This is a genomic window from Streptomyces griseoruber (assembly GCF_001514205.1).
Taxonomy (GTDB): domain Bacteria; phylum Actinomycetota; class Actinomycetes; order Streptomycetales; family Streptomycetaceae; genus Streptomyces; species Streptomyces griseoruber.
The window spans coordinates 113,243-132,781 of sequence record NZ_KQ948763.1 but is presented as its reverse complement, the minus strand read 5'-3'; the positions used below and the strand labels follow the sequence as shown (position 1 = coordinate 132,781).

Annotated in this window: 14 protein-coding genes; 4 read left to right on the top strand and 10 right to left on the bottom strand. The window is 73.1% G+C overall.

The window, feature by feature from the left end; all coding sequences use genetic code 11:
• Nucleotides 1–3 precede the first annotated feature (3 nt).
• The 3 genes from AQJ64_RS00560 to AQJ64_RS00550 all read right to left on the bottom strand — a co-directional run bounded on the left by AQJ64_RS00560 (nt 4) and on the right by AQJ64_RS00550 (nt 2,019).
• Nucleotides 4–330 carry a nucleotide pyrophosphohydrolase gene (locus tag AQJ64_RS00560; RefSeq protein WP_055633685.1) on the bottom strand — a complete coding sequence of 109 codons (327 nt, stop codon included), beginning with the start codon at nt 328–330 and terminating at the stop codon, nt 4–6.
• Complete coding sequence (locus AQJ64_RS00555) at nt 327–1,538, bottom strand: AAA family ATPase (RefSeq protein WP_079061389.1); 1,212 nt, start codon at nt 1,536–1,538, stop codon at nt 327–329. The genes AQJ64_RS00560 and AQJ64_RS00555 overlap by 4 nt, the downstream gene beginning before the upstream one ends.
• A 94-nt stretch (nt 1,539–1,632) precedes the next feature.
• Entirely contained in the window at nt 1,633–2,019 is a 387-nt protein-coding gene (locus AQJ64_RS00550) for a cell division protein SepF (protein ID WP_055633687.1), read from the bottom strand.
• 240 nt (nt 2,020–2,259) lie between these two features.
• Here AQJ64_RS00550 and AQJ64_RS00545 point away from each other — a divergent pair, with 240 nt between their 5' ends.
• Nucleotides 2,260–3,951 carry a hypothetical protein gene (locus AQJ64_RS00545; protein ID WP_099053942.1) on the top strand — a complete coding sequence of 564 codons (1,692 nt, stop codon included), beginning with the start codon at nt 2,260–2,262 and terminating at the stop codon, nt 3,949–3,951.
• A 12-nt stretch (nt 3,952–3,963) separates the two neighbouring features.
• On the opposite strand, the gene AQJ64_RS00540 is transcribed toward AQJ64_RS00545, so the two are convergent.
• Nucleotides 3,964–4,482 carry a YceI family protein gene (locus AQJ64_RS00540; protein WP_055633688.1) on the bottom strand — a complete coding sequence of 173 codons (519 nt, stop codon included), beginning with the start codon at nt 4,480–4,482 and terminating at the stop codon, nt 3,964–3,966.
• A gap of 112 nt (nt 4,483–4,594) precedes the next feature.
• Here AQJ64_RS00540 and AQJ64_RS00535 point away from each other — a divergent pair, with 112 nt between their 5' ends.
• On the top strand, nt 4,595–5,227 hold the full coding sequence (locus AQJ64_RS00535; RefSeq protein WP_079061388.1) for a MarR family winged helix-turn-helix transcriptional regulator: 633 nt from the start codon (nt 4,595–4,597) through the stop codon (nt 5,225–5,227).
• A 553-nt stretch (nt 5,228–5,780) separates the two neighbouring features.
• On the opposite strand, the gene AQJ64_RS00530 is transcribed toward AQJ64_RS00535, so the two are convergent.
• Together AQJ64_RS00530 and AQJ64_RS00525 are read right to left on the bottom strand one after the other, a co-directional pair.
• Nucleotides 5,781–7,394, bottom strand: a complete 1,614-nt coding sequence (locus AQJ64_RS00530; protein WP_055633689.1) for an MFS transporter — start codon at nt 7,392–7,394, stop codon at nt 5,781–5,783.
• A gap of 146 nt (nt 7,395–7,540) precedes the next feature.
• Nucleotides 7,541–8,191 carry a TetR/AcrR family transcriptional regulator gene (locus tag AQJ64_RS00525; RefSeq protein ID WP_055633690.1) on the bottom strand — a complete coding sequence of 217 codons (651 nt, stop codon included), beginning with the start codon at nt 8,189–8,191 and terminating at the stop codon, nt 7,541–7,543.
• Between the two features lie 208 nt (nt 8,192–8,399).
• Between AQJ64_RS00525 and AQJ64_RS00520 the strand changes: the two genes are divergently transcribed.
• Nucleotides 8,400–8,843: a Fur family transcriptional regulator gene (locus AQJ64_RS00520; protein WP_055633691.1), complete on the top strand. Its 444-nt coding sequence runs from the start codon at nt 8,400–8,402 to the stop codon at nt 8,841–8,843.
• 26 nt (nt 8,844–8,869) lie between these two features.
• On the top strand, nt 8,870–11,056 hold the full coding sequence (gene katG / locus AQJ64_RS00515) for a catalase/peroxidase HPI (protein ID WP_055633692.1): 2,187 nt from the start codon (nt 8,870–8,872) through the stop codon (nt 11,054–11,056).
• Here the strand turns inward: katG and AQJ64_RS00510 are convergent.
• From AQJ64_RS00510 to AQJ64_RS00495, 4 genes are read right to left on the bottom strand one after another with little or no spacing between them, the layout of a single operon-like run.
• The gene (locus tag AQJ64_RS00510) at nt 11,019–12,365 is read right to left on the bottom strand and encodes a TIGR02679 family protein (RefSeq protein WP_079061445.1); all 1,347 of its coding nucleotides are present in this window, start codon (nt 12,363–12,365) and stop codon (nt 11,019–11,021) included. The genes katG and AQJ64_RS00510 overlap by 38 nt on opposite strands.
• Nucleotides 12,362–16,546 (bottom strand): TIGR02680 family protein, encoded by a 4,185-nt coding sequence (locus AQJ64_RS00505; RefSeq protein WP_240512594.1) that lies wholly within the window; start codon nt 16,544–16,546, stop codon nt 12,362–12,364. Before AQJ64_RS00505 ends, AQJ64_RS00510 begins: the two co-directional genes overlap by 4 nt.
• Entirely contained in the window at nt 16,543–17,742 is a 1,200-nt protein-coding gene (locus tag AQJ64_RS00500; protein WP_055633693.1) for a TIGR02678 family protein, read from the bottom strand. The genes AQJ64_RS00505 and AQJ64_RS00500 overlap by 4 nt, the downstream gene beginning before the upstream one ends.
• Entirely contained in the window at nt 17,739–19,316 is a 1,578-nt protein-coding gene (locus AQJ64_RS00495) for a TIGR02677 family protein (RefSeq protein WP_059202298.1), read from the bottom strand. The genes AQJ64_RS00500 and AQJ64_RS00495 overlap by 4 nt, the downstream gene beginning before the upstream one ends.
• Nucleotides 19,317–19,539: the final 223 nt, after the last annotated feature.

Genomic DNA, 19,539 nt, shown 5'->3' with positions numbered 1-19,539 from the left:
GGGCTACGGCGCCGGGAATCTGCGTTCGTTGCGGTCGATCTTCGCGTCGAGGGCGGCGAGCGCATCGATGCCGAGCACCTCGCAGAGCTGGAGCAGATACGCGAGGACGTCGGCGACCTCGTCCGTCACCCGGTGCGCGGTCTCCGGGTCGTCCATGACCCGCGCGGACTCCTCCGGGGTCAGCCACTGGAAGATCTCGACCAGTTCGGAGGCCTCCACGCTGAGCGCGGAGACCAGGTTCTTGGGGGTGTGGAAGGGCTGCCAGTTCCGCGCGGCCGCGAACTCGGCCAGTCTGCGCTGGAGTTTCGCCACGTCGAGGTGTTCTGTCACGTTCCCAGGTGTACCACCGTGACCCCGTGGGTCCGGGCCGCCCAGGAGGGGTCGCTGACCGTGCCGACGCAGCGGATGTGCCCGCGGTCGGCCATCCGCACGGCGAGCCGGAGCAGACCGGTGCGCTGCCGTGGGTCCAGGCCGCGGTCGAGGTTGTCGCAGAGCAGGGTGAGCGCCTGCATCGCGGAGGGCACCTCGCCGGCCGTGTCCAGGTCGAGGACACCGGGGCCGGTGAGGAGGACCAGGGCGAGGGCGACGTAGCGCAGTTCGCCGTAGCCGAGGCGGGCGAGTTCCGTGCCGGTGCCGTCGCCGCGGTCGAGCAGCGCGCGGACCGTGCCGTCGGGCAGGGGTTCGGCGCGCAGGTCGACGACCTGTCCGGCGCAGCCGGCGTCGAGGGCGGCGACCAGTTGCCCGTGGCGGCGGGCGCACTCCTCGCGGGTGCGCCCGAGCACGTCGGCGAGGTTGTCGCAGCCGCCGAGCAGCCGGCCGGAGCCGAGGGGTACGGGGGCGCCCATCCACTCCGGCTGGGGGTCGCAGACGAAGACCGAGCGCAGGGCGACGACCATCTGCTCGGCGGCGGCGAGCACCTGCCGCTGTCCGTCGGTCTTGCCGGCGACGCGCAGCGGCAGCAGGGCGGTGCCGAGGCGGTCGTCGGGGAGCGGGGCGCGGGTGACGGGTGCGGATCCGCCGGTGTGCCAGGCGGCCTGCACCGTACGGCGTCCCGGATCGCGCAGCGCGGTCTCCAGCAGCACCAGTCCGTCGGCGCTCAGCCGCTCCCCCACGATCCGCAGCTCGGGTTCGGCCTGTACGGCGACATCGAGGCGGACCGGGCCCTCGGGGCCGTCGGCGGTGCAGCCGATCCGGAAGCCGCGGCGCCGCTGGGCGTCGGGGCGGGCCCGCTCGGGGACGCAGGAGAGCGGATCGGGGAACACGTCGGCGACCCGCGCCCCACCGCCGAGCCGGGCCAGCGCCTCGTACGCCCGCACCGCCGAGGTCTTCCCGCTCCCGCTGTCCCCCGCGAACACGGTCACCGCCCCCAGCGGAAGCCGCACCCGCCGATGCCCCGCGAACGCGGCCAGCCGCAGCTCGGTCACACAGGGCCGCGGGAACCGCCCGGGGGCGGTCGCACGGTCGGGACGGACTGGACCGTCGGCGGCGGGCGAGCCGTCGGAAGGTGCTGAACTCGTCGGGGCGGGTGGCGCGGTCATATGCGGACCGTAGGACTCCGCCCGCCGGGCGAACCGTTCCGGCCCGGCGGACTTCCTACGATCGAGCGACATCCCCGGCTGACGCCCCGGGCCGCTACACCCCCGCGCCCTCCATGATTCCGCTCACCTCGGTGCCCGGTGGGGTGAGGAGGAAGACGTTGCGGTCGACGCGGTGCATGCCGCTGGCGAGGCCGAAGACGACTCCGGTGGAGAAGTCCAGGACGCGTTTGGCGACGTCGGTCTCCGCGCTGGTGAGGTCGAGGAGGACCGGGATGCCGGCCATCAGGGTCTCGGCGACCTCCCGGGCGTCGGCGAAGATGTTGACCCGCAGCACGACGAAGCGCCGACGGGTCTCGGTCACGTCGTCGGGGAGCGAACGATGGTCCACCGCCGACGGCCAGGCGTCCCGGCCCCGCAAGGGAACGACCTGGGCGAGCCCTTCCCACTGCTCATCGGTGACGTCGTATCGGTTCACCGGCACCCCCCGAACTGACTCGCACTCAATGCCTGCACCAGCCAATTCTTACGCCAAGTCACCCGTTCGGCCCAACAGCGACACGGACGGCGACCGGTTCGGGCGTCCTACGGGCGCTTCTTACCCCCCACACACCGGAATCTTCACGTCCAGGAACAGCTCGTTCACCGAGCGCGACTACGTTCACGTGCCGTGCACTTGGCAGATACCTCGCTGGTGACACCCGGTCGGCGGACGCGGTCGGCGGTGTCCGCCCTTCCGGAACCCCCCGCGCAGTGGCATCGCGTGCTGACCCTGCTCTCCGCCGTCACGCTCTTCATCGGCACCCGCTCGGTGTGGTCGACGGCCGCGAGCCACAAGGTCGTCGTGGCCGCCGTCATCTCGGTCTGCTACGCCTCGATCCTGGTGTGCGGGGTGCTCGCGCTCGTCGTGCGCCGGGCCCGTTCGCTGGCCCGGGTCGACCTGGGGGTGCTGGTCACCGCCGTGGTCCTGGTGCTGTGCGCCTGGGCGGTGTACCACCAGGGCGGCGACGAGGCGGTCCTGACCACGCAGGCCGCCCGGGAGATCGCCGCCGGGCGGCCCGTCTACGGCCGGCCCTGGCCCTGGCTGTTCGGCCACGGCACGGTCGCCCTCACCCCGACCGTGTACGGCGGCTACGACTTCACGTACGGCTATCCCCCGCTCGCCCCGCTGCTCACCGCGCCGCTGCTGTGGCTCGGGCACGGGGGCGCCCCGGCGACGGCCATGGCGACCGGCGCGCTGCTCGTGGGCGCGGTGGCGCTGTGGCGGATGCTGCCCGCGCCGTGGCGGCCGGCCGCGACCATGGCGTGCCTCGGCTTCTCGTTCCTGCCGATGTACGGGCGGCAGGGCTATCCGGCGATCCTCGCGCTGGCGCTGTTGCTGCCGGCGGTGGTGCGCTGGCCGCGGACGGGGCGCGGCGGGCTGCTCGGCCGGGCGGGCGTGGCACGGGCCGCGTGCCTCGGCGCGGCCTGCGCCGCCCAGCAGCTGTCGTGGTTCGTGGTGCCGTTCCTGCTGGCCGGGATCTACGCGGTGCGCCGCGGTGAGCTGGGCCCGCGCGCGGCGGCGGGCGTGCTGCTGCGGATCGCCGGGGTCGCCGTCACCGTATGGCTGCTGATCAACACGTACTTCCTGGCGCAGCAGCCGGCGGCCTGGCTGAAGGGAATCGCGCTGCCGCTGACGCAGGGCGCGGTGCTGCACGGCCAGGGGCTGATCGGCATCTCGCTGTACCTCACGGACGGCAGTGACCGGCTCGACTGGTACGGGCACGCGAGCCTGCTGCTGGCGGCGGGGCTGCTGGCGGTGTTCGTGCTGTTCGTGCGGCGGCTGGGGCCGGCCGCGACCGTGCTGCCGTGGTGCGCGTTCTTCCTGGCCACGCGCTCCCAGGACGGCTACTACCTGATGATGACGCCGCTGTGGCTGGCGTCGGTGGTCACCGCGCCGCTGCCGGAGTTCGCCGGCGCGTGGCAGCCGCGGCCCCGGCCGCTGGCGGGTCCCGGGCGGCGTCCGGCGCGGGTCGCCGCGGCCGTCCTGCTGCTGCTGCCCGCCCTGGCGGGCGCGACGGCGGCGGCCACCGGGACGCCTCCGCTGCGGGTGCGGGTGACGGCGGTCCGGCATCGCTCGGCGACCGCGGTGACGCTGATGACCGTGCGGGTGACCAACACCGGGGACAGCGCGCTGAGTCCGCACTTCACCCTCACCACGGGCCAGGGCATGGACCCGTACTGGATCGTGGCCGCGGGGCCGCGCACGCTGCCCGCCCACAGCACGGCCCGCTACGCCCTCCGGCCGCCCGGGGGGACGTTCCGCCTCCCCCGGCCGAGCGTGCGGATCCGACTGCGGGCCTTCACGGCGGATCCGCAGACGCTGTCGAGCGCGGACGTGGGTTCCGCGCTGCGCACTCCCGCCGTACGACGATGAGGTGCCGGCCGGTCAGGCGGTCGTCGCACGGGTGAAGCGGAGCGTGCCGGTGACCGTGGTCAGGCCGCGGATCATGCCGAGCTGGTTCCAGCCCAGGCCGAACTCGGCGCGGTCGACGGTGAATTCGGCGTCCAGGGTGAGGGCGTCGGCGCTCGCGCCGGTCAGCTTCGCGGTGAAGGAGTGCGGGCGGCTGATGCCGCGCACGGTGAGCTGGCCGGAGACCTGGACCGAGTCGGCACCGCGGAGTGCGGCGGACCGCACGGCGTAGGTGATCTCGGGGTGGTTCGCGGCGTCGAAGAAGTCGGCGCCGCGCAGGTGCTCGTCGCGCTTGGCGTTCTTGGTGTCGAGCGAGGCCACGTCGAGGGCGAGGGTGCCGGTGGCGGAGCCGTCGGCGGCCACCTCTCCCCCGCCGCGCACGGCCCCGAACGTGCCCTTGACGGTCACCAGGCCCCACATCGTCTTGTGCTTCAGGGCGACGGCGGAAGCGCTGGTGTCGAGCTGCCACAGTCCGGTTTCCACGGCGACGGTCATGGTCGTTTCCTGTCCAGGTGATGATTCAAATTTGGATGACTCGACGCTAGCCGATTATCCAAAACTGGACAACCCTCGTCGTCCAAAATTGGACCACGGTTACACTCGATTCATGGCCGACTCCGAGGAGCACACCCCCGACCTGCCCCCCTGCCCGTCCGCCCGGGGCGCCGGGCTGCTGCCGCCCGAGCTGCGCGCCTGGATGGTGCTGCTCGCCGCGACGGGCGCCGTGGAGCAGCGGCTGCGGGCGGTGGTGAAGGAGCGGCTGGACGTCTCGCACGACGAGTTCCTGATCCTGTGCCTGCTCGCGGAGCACCCCGAGGAGGGCCTGCGCATGACGCGGGTCGCCGAGCTGCTGGGCCGCCCCAAGACCCGGCTGACCTACCAGGTCGCCTGCCTCCAGCACACCGGGCTGGTCACCCGCCGCTCCGTCTGCGGCGACAAGCGGGGCGTCGAGATCGCCCTCACCGACAAGGCCCGCACCCTCCTGCGCGAGGCCTCCACCGCCCTCGCCGAGACGGTCACCGCGGCACTGGCCCAGGTCATGGGCCCCGAACAGTGCGCGGCGATGAGCGGGCTGGTGCCGGGGCCGGGCGGCGAGACTGCGGCAGGCGACACGGCCGGAACACCCGGCGGCACCGCGAGCCCGGCCGGGACCACGACGGTCGGCTCCGGCGGGGAGACCGGGAACGCGACGGTCGGCTTCGACAGGGAAACCGGGGCCACGACAGTCGGCTCCACCTAGGAGACCGGGGCAGAGACCGCCGGCTCTCGCAGGGAGACCGGGGCAGAGACCGCCGGCTCTCGCAGGGAGACCGGGGCAAAGACCGCCGGTGACCACGGGGAGACCGAGGCAGAGACGGTCGGCTCCTGCGGCGAGACCGGGACAGAGACCGCCCGCCCCACGGAAAGACCGGGACAAAGACCACCGGCCCCCGCGGAGAGACCAGGGCAGACACAGCCGGCCCCCGCAGCGAAACCCACACAGAGACCGCCCGCCCCACGGAAAGACCGGGACAAAGACCACCCGCCCCCACGGAGAGACCAGGGCAGACACAGTCGGCTCCCACGGAGAGACCGGGACCACCGGTGAGCACGGGGAGCCCCGCGCGGAGACCGTCGGTGCTTCCGGCTGAGGTCCGGTCCCCGGGCCGGGCCGCGCCCAGGTCACGAGGCGCCGGCACGCGGAGAGGGCCCGGTCCGGAGGCAGGGTCGGACCCGGCCGCCGCGGGGGTGGGTGCGCGGAGGGGGCCGGGCGGTTTGGCCCGGCCCCCTCAAAGACCTCCCGGCGCTCTCGCCTACTTGGCGCCCGCCAAGTCCTTCGGCCGCTCGGCCCGCGTCGGTTCCTCACCGCGCCCGTCCAGGAAGGCCCTGCGGCCGGGGAGGACCGCGAGGACGATCACCGTGCCGGCGGCCATGATGATCCCGCCGATGAGGCTGGTCTGGGCGACGCTGTGGGCGAAGGCCTCGTGCACCGCGTCGAGCAGGGCCTGGGCCTGCCGGGGACCGCCGGCCGGGTTCTTCGCGATCTGCTCGGCGACCGCGATGCCACCGCCCACCGAGTCCTTCGCCGTGTCCAGCGCGGCGGCCGTGAGGTGACCGCCGACCAGGTCGGTCAGCTTGTCGCGGTAGGCGGTGCCCAGCAGCGAACCGAGCACGGCGATACCGAGGGAGCCGCCGAGTTCCAGCGCGGTGTCGTTGGCACCGCCGCCGACGCCCAGCTCCGACTCCGGGAAGGAGCCCATGATCGTGTCGGTGGCCGGGGAGACGCTCAGGCCGATCGCGAAACCGAGCAGCAGCAGCGAGGGCAGGAAGTCGGTGTAGCCGGAGCCGCTCCCGATGCGGGTGAGCAGGAAGACACCCGCGCTGCCGATGGTCATACCGGCCACCACCATGGCCTTCACGCCCAGCTTCGGGGTCAGCCGCCCGGTGACCGCCGCGCCGGCGAACACCGCGCCGGCCAGCGGCAGCAGCCGGACCCCGGTCTCCAGCGCGTCGTAGCCGAGGACGAACTGCAGGAACTGGGTGGAGTAGTAGATCGAGCCGAAGGTGCCGAAGAAGAAGAACAGCACCGCGAGCATCGACCCGCTGAACGCCCGCCCGGTGAACCGGCGCACATCCAGCATGGGGTGCGGGTGGCGCAGCTCCCAGGCGACGAAGGCCAGCAGGCCGACACCGGCGACCACGGCCGCGGTGACCGGGCCGGCGCCCCAGCCGAAGTGCGGGCCCTCGATGGTGGCGTACACCAGGGAGCCGACGGAGACGATCGACAGCAGTCCGCCGACGTAGTCGATCCGGCCCGTGCCGGCCGCCTTCGACGGCGGGACCAGGGTGAGGGCGCCGAGGACGGCGACGACCGCGATGGGGACGTTGATCAGGAAGGTGGAGCCCCAGGCGTGGTCCTGGAGCAGCCAGCCGGCGACCAGCGGGCCGACGGCGATGGCGAGGCCGGAGGTGGCGGTCCAGGCGGTGATGGCCCGGGCCCGCTCCCGCTTGGGGAACGTCGCGACCAGCAGCGACAGCGTGGCCGGCATGACCACCGCGGCACCGACGCCCATGATCGCGCGGGCTGTGATGACCAGGGCGGTCTCGTCGACCAGGCTGCCCATCACCGAGCCGCCCGCGAAGACCAGCAGGCCCAGGATCAGGGCGCCGCGGCGGCTGTACTTGTCACCGATCGAACCCAGCACCAGCATCAGCGCCGCGTACGGGACGGTGTAGCCGTCGATGACCCACTGGAGGTCGCTGCTGGAGAGGTCCAGGTCCTTCGTCATGTCGGGCGCGGCCACGATCAGCGACGTGTTCGCCATGACGACGATCAGCAGGCTCAGGCAGAGCACGAGAAGCGCCCACCAGCGCCGTGCGTACGGCCCGGCCATCTTCTCCACGGGTGTACCGGCAAGCAAAGGCATCGGGGACTCCTAGCGGCGACGAGATAATTGCCCACTGATGTGCAGACTAATTGATTGCTCACTGGCGTGCAAATAGCGGGCCGGGCACGGAAACGCCGAAGGGGGCCCTCAGGGAGGGCCCCCTTCCGCACGGCTCACGCGCGCCGCTACCCCACGTCGTCGGGCTCCACGGCCGTCACCTCGGGCGCGACCCCCTCGACCACCGCGCCCGCCCGCTCCGCCGGCACCCCGGCCGCGATGAGCGTGACGACGGCGGTCCGGGTGCCGTCGTCCTCCAGCGCGCCGGTGTTGACCTGCTCCAGCAGGGCGAGGTGCATGGCCTCCAGCGCCGCGCTCAGCACGGCGGGCGGCAGCGGGGTGGGGAAGACCCCGTCGCGCCGGCCGCGCTCCAGGATGGACGTGACCTCGTCACGGGCGGGCGCCAGGATCTCGGCGACACGCTCCATGCCCAGATCGCGCCGGGCGAGCGCGAGCAGCAGCCGGTAACGGTCGCCGACGGGCCAGATGCAGCGCACGAAGTGCGCGAGCGCCCGCTCGGCCGGCTCCTCCGGCCGCCGGGCGATCTCCAGCACCCCGCGCAGCGTCTCGGACGCCTCCTCCGCGAGCGCCTCCAGCAGCGCGGCCCGCCCGGGGAAGTGCCCGAAGAGGGTGCGCCGTACGACACCGGAGGCGCGCGCCAGCTCCTCCAGGGTGACGTCGGGGTTCCGGCCGAGCTCCCGGCGGGCCGTGGCGAGGATGCGCGCCCGGTTGGACCGCGAATTTCGGCGCTGCGGCTCGCGGGCCACGGGCTTGGTCACGGGGCACCTCGGTGATCGGCGGTGACGACGGGACGCCCATTCTGGCACGGGCCCCACCGGACCCACCGGCCCCGTCCGGCCCGGGAGCACCCTCTCCCGGTCCCTCCGTACGCCACCATAGCGGGACGAACCAGCTCCGACACGACACACCAAACTTGTTGCCGTCGTTTTCTTGAACTATTCGTGTTTAGCCGGGTAGGTTGTTCGCATGACCACGCCCCAGCCCCGAACCGTCGCCGATGAGCTGCGCGGTGCCGGCCTGCGGGTGACGGCCGCCCGCGTCGCGCTGCTGGAGACCGTTCGCAGCGGTGACCACCTCGATGTCGAGACGATCGCGTCCGGAGTGCGCGACCGCGTCGGCCACATCTCCGTCCAGGCCGTGTACGAGGCGCTGCACGCGCTGACCGCGGCCGGACTCGTCCGCCGTATCGAACCGCCCGGCAGCCCCGCGCGGTTCGAGGGGCGCGTCGGTGACAACCACCACCACCTCGTGTGCCGCTCGTGCGGCGCCGTCGCCGACGTCGACTGCGCGGTCGGTCACGCCCCCTGTCTCTCCGCGTCCGACGACCGCGGCTTCGCGATCGACGAGGCCGAGGTCATCTACTGGGGCCTGTGCCCCGCCTGTTCCACCGCCGGTACCGCAGCACCGTGATTTCCCCCGTTCGGAAGGAATCCTTCATGTCTGAAACCCCCTCGTCCGAGGCGAAGTGCCCGGTCGCCCACGACCGTGCGGCACACCCGACCCAGGGCGGCGGCAACCGCCAGTGGTGGCCGGAGCGCATCAACCTGAAGATCCTCGCCCAGAACCCGGCGGTGGCGAACCCGCTCGGTGAGGACTTCGACTACGCGGAGGCCTTCAACAACCTCGACCTCGCGGCCGTCAAACAGGACATCGCCGCGGTACTGACCGACTCCCAGGACTGGTGGCCGGCCGACTTCGGCAACTACGGCCCGCTGATGATCCGTATGGCCTGGCACAGCGCCGGCACCTACCGCATCTCCGACGGCCGCGGCGGCGCCGGCGCCGGCCAGCAGCGCTTCGCGCCGCTGAACAGCTGGCCGGACAACGGCAACCTGGACAAGGCCCGCCGTCTGCTGTGGCCGGTGAAGAAGAAGTACGGCCAGGCGCTGTCCTGGGCCGACCTGATGATCCTGACCGGCAATGTGGCCCTGGAGCAGATGGGCTTCGAGACCTTCGGCTTCGGCGGCGGCCGCGCCGACGTCTGGGAGGCCGAGGAGGACGTCTACTGGGGTCCCGAGAAGGTCTGGCTGGACGACCAGCGCTACACCGGCGACCGCGACCTGGAGAACCCGCTCGGCGCCGTCCAGATGGGTCTCATCTACGTCAACCCCGAGGGCCCCAACGGCAACCCGGACCCGATCGCCGCGGCCCGCGACATCCGTGAGACGTTCCGCCGCATGGCGATGAACGACGAGGAGACCGTCGCCCTCATCGCCGGCGGCCACACCTTCGGCAAGACCCACGGCGCCGGCCCGGCGGACAACGTGGGCGCCGAGCCCGAGGCCGCCCCGATCGAGGCCCAGGGCCTCGGCTGGGCCAGCACCTACGGCTCCGGCAAGGGCGGCGACGCCATCACCTCCGGCCTGGAGGTCACCTGGACCGCCACGCCGACCCAGTGGAGCAACGGGTTCTTCAAGAACCTCTTCGAGTACGAGTACGAGCTCACCCAGAGCCCGGCCGGCGCGAACCAGTGGGTGGCGAAGGACGCCGAGGCGATCATCCCCGACGCGCACGACCCGTCGAAGAAGCAGCTGCCGACCATGCTCACCACCGACCTGTCGCTGCGCTTCGACCCGGTCTACGAGCAGATCTCGCGCCGCTTCTACGAGAACCCGGCCGAGTTCGCCGACGCGTTCGCCCGCGCCTGGTTCAAGCTGACCCACCGTGACATGGGCCCGAAGTCGCTGTACCTCGGCCCGGAGGTCCCGGCGGAGACCCTGCTCTGGCAGGACCCGCTGCCGGAGGCCGAGGGCGAGACCATCGACGCCGCCGACGTCACGGCCCTCAAGGCCAAGCTGCTCGCGTCCGGTCTGACGGTCTCCCAGCTGGTGTCCACCGCCTGGGCGTCCGCCTCCACCTTCCGCGGCAGCGACAAGCGCGGCGGTGCCAACGGCGCCCGGATCCGCCTGGAGCCGCAGCGCTCCTGGGAGGCCAATGACCCCGACCAGCTGCGCCACGTCCTCAGCGTGATCGAGGGCGTCCAGGCCGAGTTCAACACCGGCGCCAAGAAGGTCTCCGTGGCCGACCTGATCGTCCTCGGCGGTGCCGCCGCGGTCGAGAAGGCCGCCAAGGACGCCGGCTTCGACGTGGAGGTCCCCTTCACGCCGGGCCGTGTCGACGCGACCGACGCGCACACGGACGCCGAGTCGTTCGCCGCGCTGGAGCCGAACTGGGACGGCTTCCGCAACTACGTCGGCAAGGGCACCCGCCTGCCCGCCGAGTACCTGCTGCTCGACAAGGCGAACCTGCTCACCCTGAGCGCCCCCGAGACGACGGTCCTCGTCGGCGGTCTGCGCGTCCTCGGCGCCAACAGCGGCGGCTCCCAGCACGGTGTGTTCACCGACACCCCGGGCGTCCTGACCAACGACTTCTTCGTCAACCTGCTCGAGCTGGGCACGACCTGGAAGTCCACCTCGGAGGACCAGCACACCTTCGAGGGCCGCGACGACGCGGGCAACCTGAAGTGGACCGGCACCCGTGCCGACCTGGTCTTCGGCTCCAACTCCGAGCTGCGCGCCCTCGCCGAGGTCTACGCGAGCGACGACGCGAAGGAGAAGTTCGTGAACGACTTCGTCGCGGCCTGGGTCAAGGTCTCGAACCTGGACCGGTTCGACCTGGTCTGATCCCCGATCGACCGGTGAACAGCTGAACAGCGTCCGGGCCGGCCTTCCCAGGTCGCCCCGGACGCTGCCGCGTCTCCAGGTCGGAGAGCAGACAGTCGAGCACGGCCTCCTCTTCGACACGGACGCCCTGCTCGGCGAGAGCCACGGCCAGCGCCGGATCCCACGGAGTCTCCGCGGCCGTGCCCGACAGCCCCGGGGCGGCAGTCGTCCCGCCCACCGCCTCCCGGTAGTCGGCGGCCGTGTAACGCCAGGGCCGCCACGGGACGCTTCTCCTCAACGCTGTGGCGATGCGCACGCCGCCCCAGTCGAAGTCGCCGTGGTAGAGGAGTTCGGCCCCCTGCGCGGACAGACCGCGCAGCAGGGTGAGGGCGGCGGCCGAGGGCTGTCCTTGGAGGCACACCATCGGTGGGCACGCCGACCCGAACGTGTCGGCCGCAGCGCACAGAACGGCCGGGTTCTCGCACACATGGACGTTTCCGGTCACCGTGAGGGCGGGGGTCCGCGCGTGGCGAGTGAGCGAACGCAGTGTCAGGACCGCGGGTTCCCCCATGTCGGCCATCCAGTCGAGGGCCGGTGTGCCCCGCAGGTTCAGGACGAGGACCGTCGAGGACACGTCGTCCTTGAGCAGGCCGGCCGACGCCCACGCCTGTCGTCGCCATTCGGCGCCGCTGCCGTCGGGAAAGCCCGTGAGCGATCTGATGCCCGACAGGACGAGAGCGGCGAGCGGTGTCCCCTCGTCCAGGGCATGGGCGCCACCGAGATGTCGTGCCGCGAACGTCGCGCGTGACATCGAGGGAACGGCGGGCAGCTCTCGCAGCGCCTGTACGGCACCGGCCACCAAGGTGCGTGCGGTTTCCGGCGTGCGCGCGAGTCGCCGTACGAGACCGTCCGCGCGGATCCGTTCCGCCCACTCGGTCAGGCCGGTGTCCAGGGTGCCGAGCGGGGCGTACGCCTCCTGCCACGCCTGTGCCTCGTCGGCCTGCGCCTCCGCGCGCAGGGCGACGGGCCCGGTGAGGGCCGTCACGGCGGCCGCCAGGCCCTCGGGGCAGGCACCGGAGCGGCGCAGCATCGCGTCCACCGCCTCAAGTCGCACCGTCAGCGAGCGACCGGCCCCGGGTGGTCGCCCCAACAGCCGCTCGGCTGCGAGGCGGTGCAGTCCGTCCGGGCGGGCCAGGCTGACCGTGCCGGTGAGCGGCCGGCCACCGGCCATCCGCTCCCGGACGCGCTCCAGCAGCCAGTCAAGGCCCGGATCACCGAGCAACCGGCCGAGGCGATCGATGTCGGCGCGCGGTGCGGCCGGCAGATTCATGTCCACAGGGACTCCTGTTCTCCCGGAGCGTCCCGTGCGGCAGCACTCTGGGCAGGCACCCTCGCGAACGCGGTCGAGCCGGGTTCGGGGCCGCGCCGCCGGTCGCTGCCGTCCCACTCCCACCGGGTCACGAGAACGGCGTCGATGTCGTCGACGCGGGCGAGCTGCGCGATCGCGATGCCGGGCACCTGGGGGTAGCAGGCCCATTCCCGTTCGCTGGTCATGACGACGTCGAGGTCGAAGGCGCGCAGCAGACCGAGGCACTTGGCACGGGAGTCGTCGTCCACTCCGGCGAACGCCTCGTCCAGGGTGACCAGACGCGGTGCGTGTGCCCCGCTCGCGCTCGCGTAGTGGGAGGACGCGGCAGCGAAGAGGGGCACGGACGCCGCCAGGACGCGCTCGCCGCCCGATGCGGGTCCGGTGGCCGGTACCCACTTGCCGTGCTGGTGTCGTTCGACGCCGAACTCGTGCCAGGCCCGGTAGTCCAGGGCGGCGGTGAGGTCCTCCAGCCAGCTGCCCGCACTGTCGTCGGCCTGACGGCGCGCGATCTGCTCCTGGAGGAACGCCCCGACCGCGGCCCTGTCCTGCGGCGACCAGGCGTCGGCGGACTGGCGCAACCGCTCACGGGCCGGGGCCAGCCCCTGTGGCGCCCGGCGGGAGGCCCGCCAGACCAGGCGGAGTTTCATCCCCGTCGAGGTCGGACGCTCCTCCAGTTCCCTGTTCATGGCCTGTACCTGGCGTTCGGCGGCGCCGATCAGCTCCTGGAGGGTCCCGGCGACCTCGGTGATCAGATGCGTCTCCAGGATCTCCCGCTCGTGCGCCGACAGGATGCGCGTCAGTTCGGCGACTTCGGTGGCCAGCGCCTCGGCGAGTTCGGGAACGGCCCGCTCCCGGCCCTGGTAGACGATGTCGACCCGCATGCCGTCCTCGCTCGGCCGGGCCGTGGCGGTGTGGCCGTGCCGGGACAGCGCGTCCTGCAGCCGGCCGAGCTCCTCGCTCACCCGCTTCTGAACGCGTTCCCAGGCCGCGTCCGAATCGTCGGTGGCCGAGAGCCGGGCCTCGATGACACGGGCGAGGCTCACGGCGGGAGTCGCCGCCCATGCACCGCTGTCGTCGTCCGGTACGGCGATGTCGGGGAGGGCGACGGCGAGCAGCCCGGTGGCGACGAACCGCTGGAGCGCCGCGATGGCACCCTCCCGCGCGGCGGTGGCGTCCGTGACGTCCTCGGCGAGCCGCTCGATGCGCCCCTCGGCGTGTCCGGCGCGCCGGTCGGCGTCGCGGATGTCCGCCTGGGCACGCTGTTGCTCGGTCTGGCAGACACGTGCGGCGGCCGCCGTCTCCTCAAGTTGCCGCTGGAGTTCGGCGACGGCCGCTCCGACGGTGGAGCGGAGCGTCCGCAGGTGCTGGTCCGCGGCTGCGGCGAGCCGGGCCGCCTCGGTCGCGCGCTCCGCGAGTGCGGAGACCAGGAGTTCGGCCCGGCCCGTCTCGGCCTGCTCCCCGGCAACCGCGTGCCCGGCGTCCGCGCGCTCGCGCAGGGCGGGCCACAGTGCCGCGAGGTGGGCGGTGTGATCGGCGAGCGCCTGCCGCACCTTGCCCAGTTCCTCCCGGTCGGTGGGGAGGTTCATGGCGGCGGCCGTCTCGCCGAGTTCGGCCGCGGCCCGGTCGGCGTCGTCCGACGCCCTGTCCAGTTCGGCGGCCCGCTCCCGCTGCCGGGTGAGGGCCCGCTGCATCGCGTCGGCCGCGGCTGTGACCCGGGCGTGGGCGTGGCGCAGGTCGTCGTCACCCGGTACGGCCGCGAGCTCGGCGTCGAGCACGCCACGGCGCCCGGCCACCGCGCGCAGCGCCTCGGCCAGCTGCTCCCGCTCGGTTTCCCACGCCTCCCGCTCGATCCGCAGTTCGCCGATCCGGGCGCGGCGAGCCTGTTCCCGCGCCCCTTCACCCACGTACTGGGCGCTGTCCTTGGCCCAGCTTCCGGTCAGTGCGCCGATCCGGAAGCGTCCGTCCATGGAGACCCATGTGCGGTGGCCGCCGGTCCCCGGGGCGTCCTCCGTCGGCGCGTCGTCGTTCTTCCCGGCCAGCCCGATCGAGGTGAGCAGGCGCTGGACCGTCTGTTCCCCCACGGCGGCGGCCCCCACGTCCGCGTGGTTGACCGCCGGACACAGCGCACGGTCGAGACCGCCCCCAGACCGAGGGGCCGGCGGGTCCAAGGGGTCGAGCAGCACATCGTGCCCGTCGGCCGCGACCGCGGTACCGTCCGGCCGCACCCAGGCGTCGAGCAGCCCCGACGCCTCCAGCGCGGCCTCCAGTCCGGCGCGTTCGGCCTCGGTGAGCTGCGGGCGGAAGTCGACGAGCCGCCACAGCGGTGCCCCGAGGCCGCGGGCCCGCACATCGGACGTGCGGGTGTACGGGGCCGACGGGCCTCGCTGGCCGCCCGTTTCCAGAGCGGCCAGTTCCTGCTCCACCAGCCGCTGCCGTTCCGCCGTCGCCGCCTCGCGGTGGGCGAGGGCGGCGGCCTGGTCGGCCAGGTGAGAGGCGAGGGCGCTGTGGGCCGCGGTCGCGGCCGCCCTTGCCGGGTGCGGACCGTCCAGGCTGCTCACCCAGCCCTGCAGCGCGTCGAGGATCCCCGGCAGCCCGGTCACCCGCAACTCCACGCACCGGGTGAGACGATCTCTGACTGCCGCGACCAGTGCATGCCCCGCCCCCGCCGCTCCCTCCTCGGCCTCGGCCAGCCGTACCCCGCTGTGCACGGCCTCCTCGTCGGCCTCGTCGGCACGCAGCCGGGCGGCCCCGCGTTTCTCCTCGGCCCGCTCGGCCCGCGTGGCGAGTGCCTCCACGTGCTCGACGGCGCGCCGTCTGCCCGCCGTCGCCTCGTCCGCCGCGCGGCGCAGGACAGCGGCGGGGGCTCCCTCGGTCCGGGGGGCGTGGAGCCGGGCGGCCTCGGCGCTCTCCGCCACGCGGCCCTGAAGGTCGTCCAGGGTCTCCTGCGCGGCGGTCAGGCGGTTCGTCGCGGTGGTGAGCCGTCCCAGGGCCCGGGTATGGGCCCCCGAAGCTGTCTGCCGATCCGCCTCGGACCGCGTCAGCTCGGCTGCCGTACGAGAGGCGTCGACCGCCGCCTGGTCGAGTGCGCGGGCGTCACGCATCTCGGGCCCGGTTCTCAGAGCCGCGTCCTCAGCGGCCAGCCGCGCGGCCCGCTCGTCGAGCGCCGTCGCCCTCTCCTGGGCCTCCGCGCGGTCCGTCACGGCCTGTTCGCGGTCGCCCTGTGCCTTGAGGAGTTCCCGCTGGATGTGTTCGTAGCGGGCGTGTTCCGTGCGGGGCAGCCGGGCCCGGCGACGGGAGGCGACGCGGGCGTAGCGCCGGTAGTGGTCGAGGAATCCCGACGACGCCTGTTCGGCCTCGCGCGCCGCCCGCAGCTCCTCCTTCTCCTCGTCCAGCGACCTGAACGCCTCCGCCGCGTCGGCGACGACCGCCTGGTCCATCGGCGGCAGTGCCTCCGTCAACGCCCGGGACAGGGCGGCCTCGTTGGGGCGCTTGGACAGCTGGGGCTGGCGCAGCTGGATCAGGAGGTCGACAAGCGCCCCGTAGCGCCGCTCCCCCAGCCCGAACAGAGCCTCGTCGACCGCTCGGCGGTAGGTCCTGGCGGTGTCGTACACCATGCCGTGGCTGCCGACGGCCTCGGCGAGCCGGTCCCGGGACAGGGCGGTGCCGGTGGCGTCGAGCAGGTCCAGTCCCGCGCCGATCCGCTGGTCGGTGACGGCGAACCAGTGGCGGGCGATGCCGCGGCCGGTGACGGCCTTCAGCCCGCAGAGCAGCGTACGGAAGTACGGCTCGCCGGTGGTCTCGTCGAGCCGTCCGAACTCGATCCAGGTGTAGCCGAGCCGTTCGGGATGCGGGTGTTCGCCACCGAGCAGCAGATTCCACTCCATCCGCTTGCCCGGGTCGCCGTCGGGCTCGACACGGCGGGCGGAGAGGTCCCCGTCCAGCAGGAACGGCAGGGTGAGGGCGAGCACCTTGGACTTGCCGGTGCCGTTGTTGCCGCGCAGCAGCAGGCGGCCGTCGCGGAACCAGAACTCCTCGATGTCGTAGTGGAACAGGTCGACGAGCCCGATGCGCAGGGGCCGCCACCGGCCGGGGGCGGGGCGGGGAAGCACGGGAGCCGGGAGCGCGGTCACAGCGCGGTTCACCTTCCTGATTCCTTGAGGACGGGTTCACCGACGGCGTACCGCGCGAGAGCCGGTCGCGGCACGACACCCCGTTCGGTGCGCTCGGCGAGTCCCAGGGCCTCCAGCTTCGCCAGGGCCTGTTCCACCAGTGCGGGCTCGGCTCCCGGTTCCCTGGCCGACCTGGACCAGAAACCGCCGTGCTCCACGGCGAGTTCACGCACGCGCAGCGCCAGCTCCGCCGCCGTGACGGGTCGGGCGGCACGCGCCAGATGCTGCGCGAGCAGCAGGGTGACATGGCCGTGCGTACCCTGCTCGGGCATGCGTACGTCGGTGAGGTCGTCCAGCGGGTCGACCATGGCGATGCCTTCGGCGCGCACCTCGGCCACCAGCCCGGTCAGCTCGCTGATCCGCGCGGTGATGAAGCCGCGCTGCCGGGTGAGGTAGGCCAGTTCGTCGTCGGCCAGGTCGTCGTAGTAGAGCACCGGGTCGTCGAGGAGGAGGCGGGTCAGCTTCCAGCGGATCGCGCGGAACCTCAGCTCGTCGCTGTCGAGCGCGGTCTGCGCCGTCATCTCCACCAGGCGTTCCTCGAAGTCCCCGGCCTCGACGAGGGAGGGGCCGCGCAGGGTGGCCGGCATCCCGGCCAGCACGCGCCGCCGTACGTCGTACAGCACGTCCCCCGACCCGCTGACGTACGCCTCCTCGTCGCCTGCCACCCGCCGCAGGACGCCCAGCCGCAGCAGGAGTCGTACGACGGCTGCGAGGTCGACGCGCTCGTCACGCCGTTCCAGGGTGAACGTGATTCCGGCGGCGACGAGTCCGGGATCGGCCGCGGCCAGCACCACCTGCTCGGCGAGCCGGCCGAGTGCCACCTGTGCCTCGCCCCGCTCCAGCGCGGCCAGCGCCAGGCAGAGCAGAACGTAACGGCGGCGGTTGAACGGCAGGGCGGTCCGGGCGGCCTCGCGGGCGGGGTGCGTGACGTCGGCCAGGGTGCCCGGGGTCTTGCGCAGCCGTGCGGCGTCGGCGTCCGTGCGCAGCGTCCAGCCGACGTTGCGCTCGAACCACTCGCGCAGCGCGGCGGCGTGCCGGCGCACCAGCCGGAACTCGTCGGCGTACGGCCCGTCGGCGGTGAGCAGCGGCTCCTTCAGCAGGGCTCGCGCGGCCCGCTGGAGATCGGCCTCGCGCTGGCCGTCGAGAATCTCGGTCAGAGGGCCGGTCACCGGATCTCCGCCGTCAGGTCCACGATGTCGATCAGATGGTCGGGCCCCCGGAACACCCCGTCCGGCGTGCGCACTTCGGCCATCGAACCGTCGTCGAGCGCGGTCAGCCGGACCTCCATCGAGCCGTCCCCGCTGGTCGCCGCGGTAGTGGTCATACCCGGCCGCCAGGTCGCGAGGGCATCGCCGAGCAGGCGCAGAAACAACTGGAAAGCGATCGGGTCGAGTTCGCCCAGCCGGGACAGCCGCACCGGGCCACCCGTCGCGAGCCGCTCGCGCGCCTCCTTGACCTCCCCCGCCTGCCGGGCGGCGATCTCGGCGAGCCTGCGCCTCGCCTCGCCCCGGTCGGCCACCCGGCGCGGCTTGCCCCGCCGTTCATAGCTGCCGGTACGGCGCAGCTGAGGACTGATCCGCAGCGGACGCGACCGGCCCCACGGAGTCGAGGCCGGCTCGGGCGCGGCCGTCCGCTCGGTGAGGGTGTCCCCGTCGACGGTGAGATGCCGGGAGGAGTACAGCCCGAACGCCACCCGCCACAGCCGGTGCCGCGCCTCGTCATCGGGCGCCTCGGCGAACCAGCGCGCCAGCGTGCGGAAGTCGGCGGAGCGGTCGGAGCGCCCGGCCCGCCGCTCGTTCAACTGCCGTACGACGGCCAGCAGCTGCGGAATCGCCCCGAGGGCCCGCCCCCGCAGCAGCCGGGCCTGCGACTCCCGCCCCTCCCCCGACACGAACCACTGCGCGAGCCCGGACCACCGTCCGGCCCACCTCTCGTACGCCACCGCCTCCGCGTGCTCGGCGTCCTCGGGCGAGGCGTCGGCGGCTTCTCGTACGGCGGCGAGCCGCAGCAGCGGTCCCACCCGCCCCTGTTGCTCCAACTCCCCTATGAGCAGGGCGATCCGCCCGCCGACGGTGATCAGGTCCTGGATGAAGCGCTCCAGATACTGGATCAGCCGGTCCTTGTACGCGAGGAACGCCTCGACCTCGATGTCGTGCAGGTCGATGGTGCGCTGCAGCGATCCCATGAAGGCGCGGGCGTTGTCCGCGAGGTCGGTGAAGCGCGCGGTCAGCACGGACAGGGCGACGTACGCCTTCGCCGGATCCGGCTCGTCCTCCGCCACGATCACCAGCAGAGCCCGCAGCTGCGTGACGATGTCATGCAGCGCGACGGCCTGGAGCTCCCCGCGCCGTCCCAGCGCCTCGTCGTACGTCCCGAGCGCCGCCTCCGCCGCCTCTCCGGCCCGCGTGAGCTGGTAGATGAACCGTCTGCGGTAGAAGTCCTCGACGGCTGTCACGCGGGCGTGGTCCGGATCGGCCCGCAGATTCCCCCAGGCGACCAGGCTGTCCAGTGCCTTGACCACGGCTTCGATGTCGGCCGGCCGCGTGTCCGCATCCAGGGCGGCGTGCACGTCCTCCGGCCGCAGATGCACCGCGAACCGCTCTTTGGCGACGAGGAACGCGCGCGTCACCTGGCGGTAGAGGGGGGCGTTGGGGACGGTGAGGTGGGTGAAAGGGGTGTAGTCGACGGGAGGTGGGGCGGGGGGCTCTGCCGGCTCAGAGGGTGCCGAGGTCTGGGATGTCATCGTGGGTCCATTCTTCCGGACCTGTGGCCCCACCTGGACGTGATGTCCGGTTTTCATGGGTGAGGGCGCACGCTGCCCGCACCGTCCTGCCCGGACCGTCGGACCGCGTGTGCCAGTCCCAGCGGGCGGCGAGGCCCGCGACGAGACGCAGTCCCCGGCCGCCTGTGTCATCGGCGGTGACCTCGATGCGCCACCACTGGGGTTCGTGAGGAACGAGGCGGTG

What these genes read in the sequence shown, in the direction of transcription:
- AQJ64_RS00555 (WP_079061389.1), bottom strand. Translation starts at nt 1,538, where the DNA reads ATGACCGCGCCACCCGCCCCGACGAGTTCAGCACCTTCCGACGGCTCG.
- AQJ64_RS00540 (WP_055633688.1), bottom strand. Translation starts at nt 4,482, where the DNA reads ATGACCGTCGCCGTGGAAACCGGACTGTGGCAGCTCGACACCAGCGCT.
- AQJ64_RS00535 (WP_079061388.1), top strand. Translation starts at nt 4,595, where the DNA reads ATGGCCGACTCCGAGGAGCACACCCCCGACCTGCCCCCCTGCCCGTCC.
- AQJ64_RS00530 (WP_055633689.1), bottom strand. Translation starts at nt 7,394, where the DNA reads ATGCCTTTGCTTGCCGGTACACCCGTGGAGAAGATGGCCGGGCCGTAC.
- AQJ64_RS00520 (WP_055633691.1), top strand. Translation starts at nt 8,400, where the DNA reads ATGACCACGCCCCAGCCCCGAACCGTCGCCGATGAGCTGCGCGGTGCC.
- katG (WP_055633692.1), top strand. Translation starts at nt 8,870, where the DNA reads ATGTCTGAAACCCCCTCGTCCGAGGCGAAGTGCCCGGTCGCCCACGAC.
- AQJ64_RS00510 (WP_079061445.1), bottom strand. Translation starts at nt 12,365, where the DNA reads ATGAATCTGCCGGCCGCACCGCGCGCCGACATCGATCGCCTCGGCCGG.
- AQJ64_RS00495 (WP_059202298.1), bottom strand. Translation starts at nt 19,316, where the DNA reads ATGACATCCCAGACCTCGGCACCCTCTGAGCCGGCAGAGCCCCCCGCC.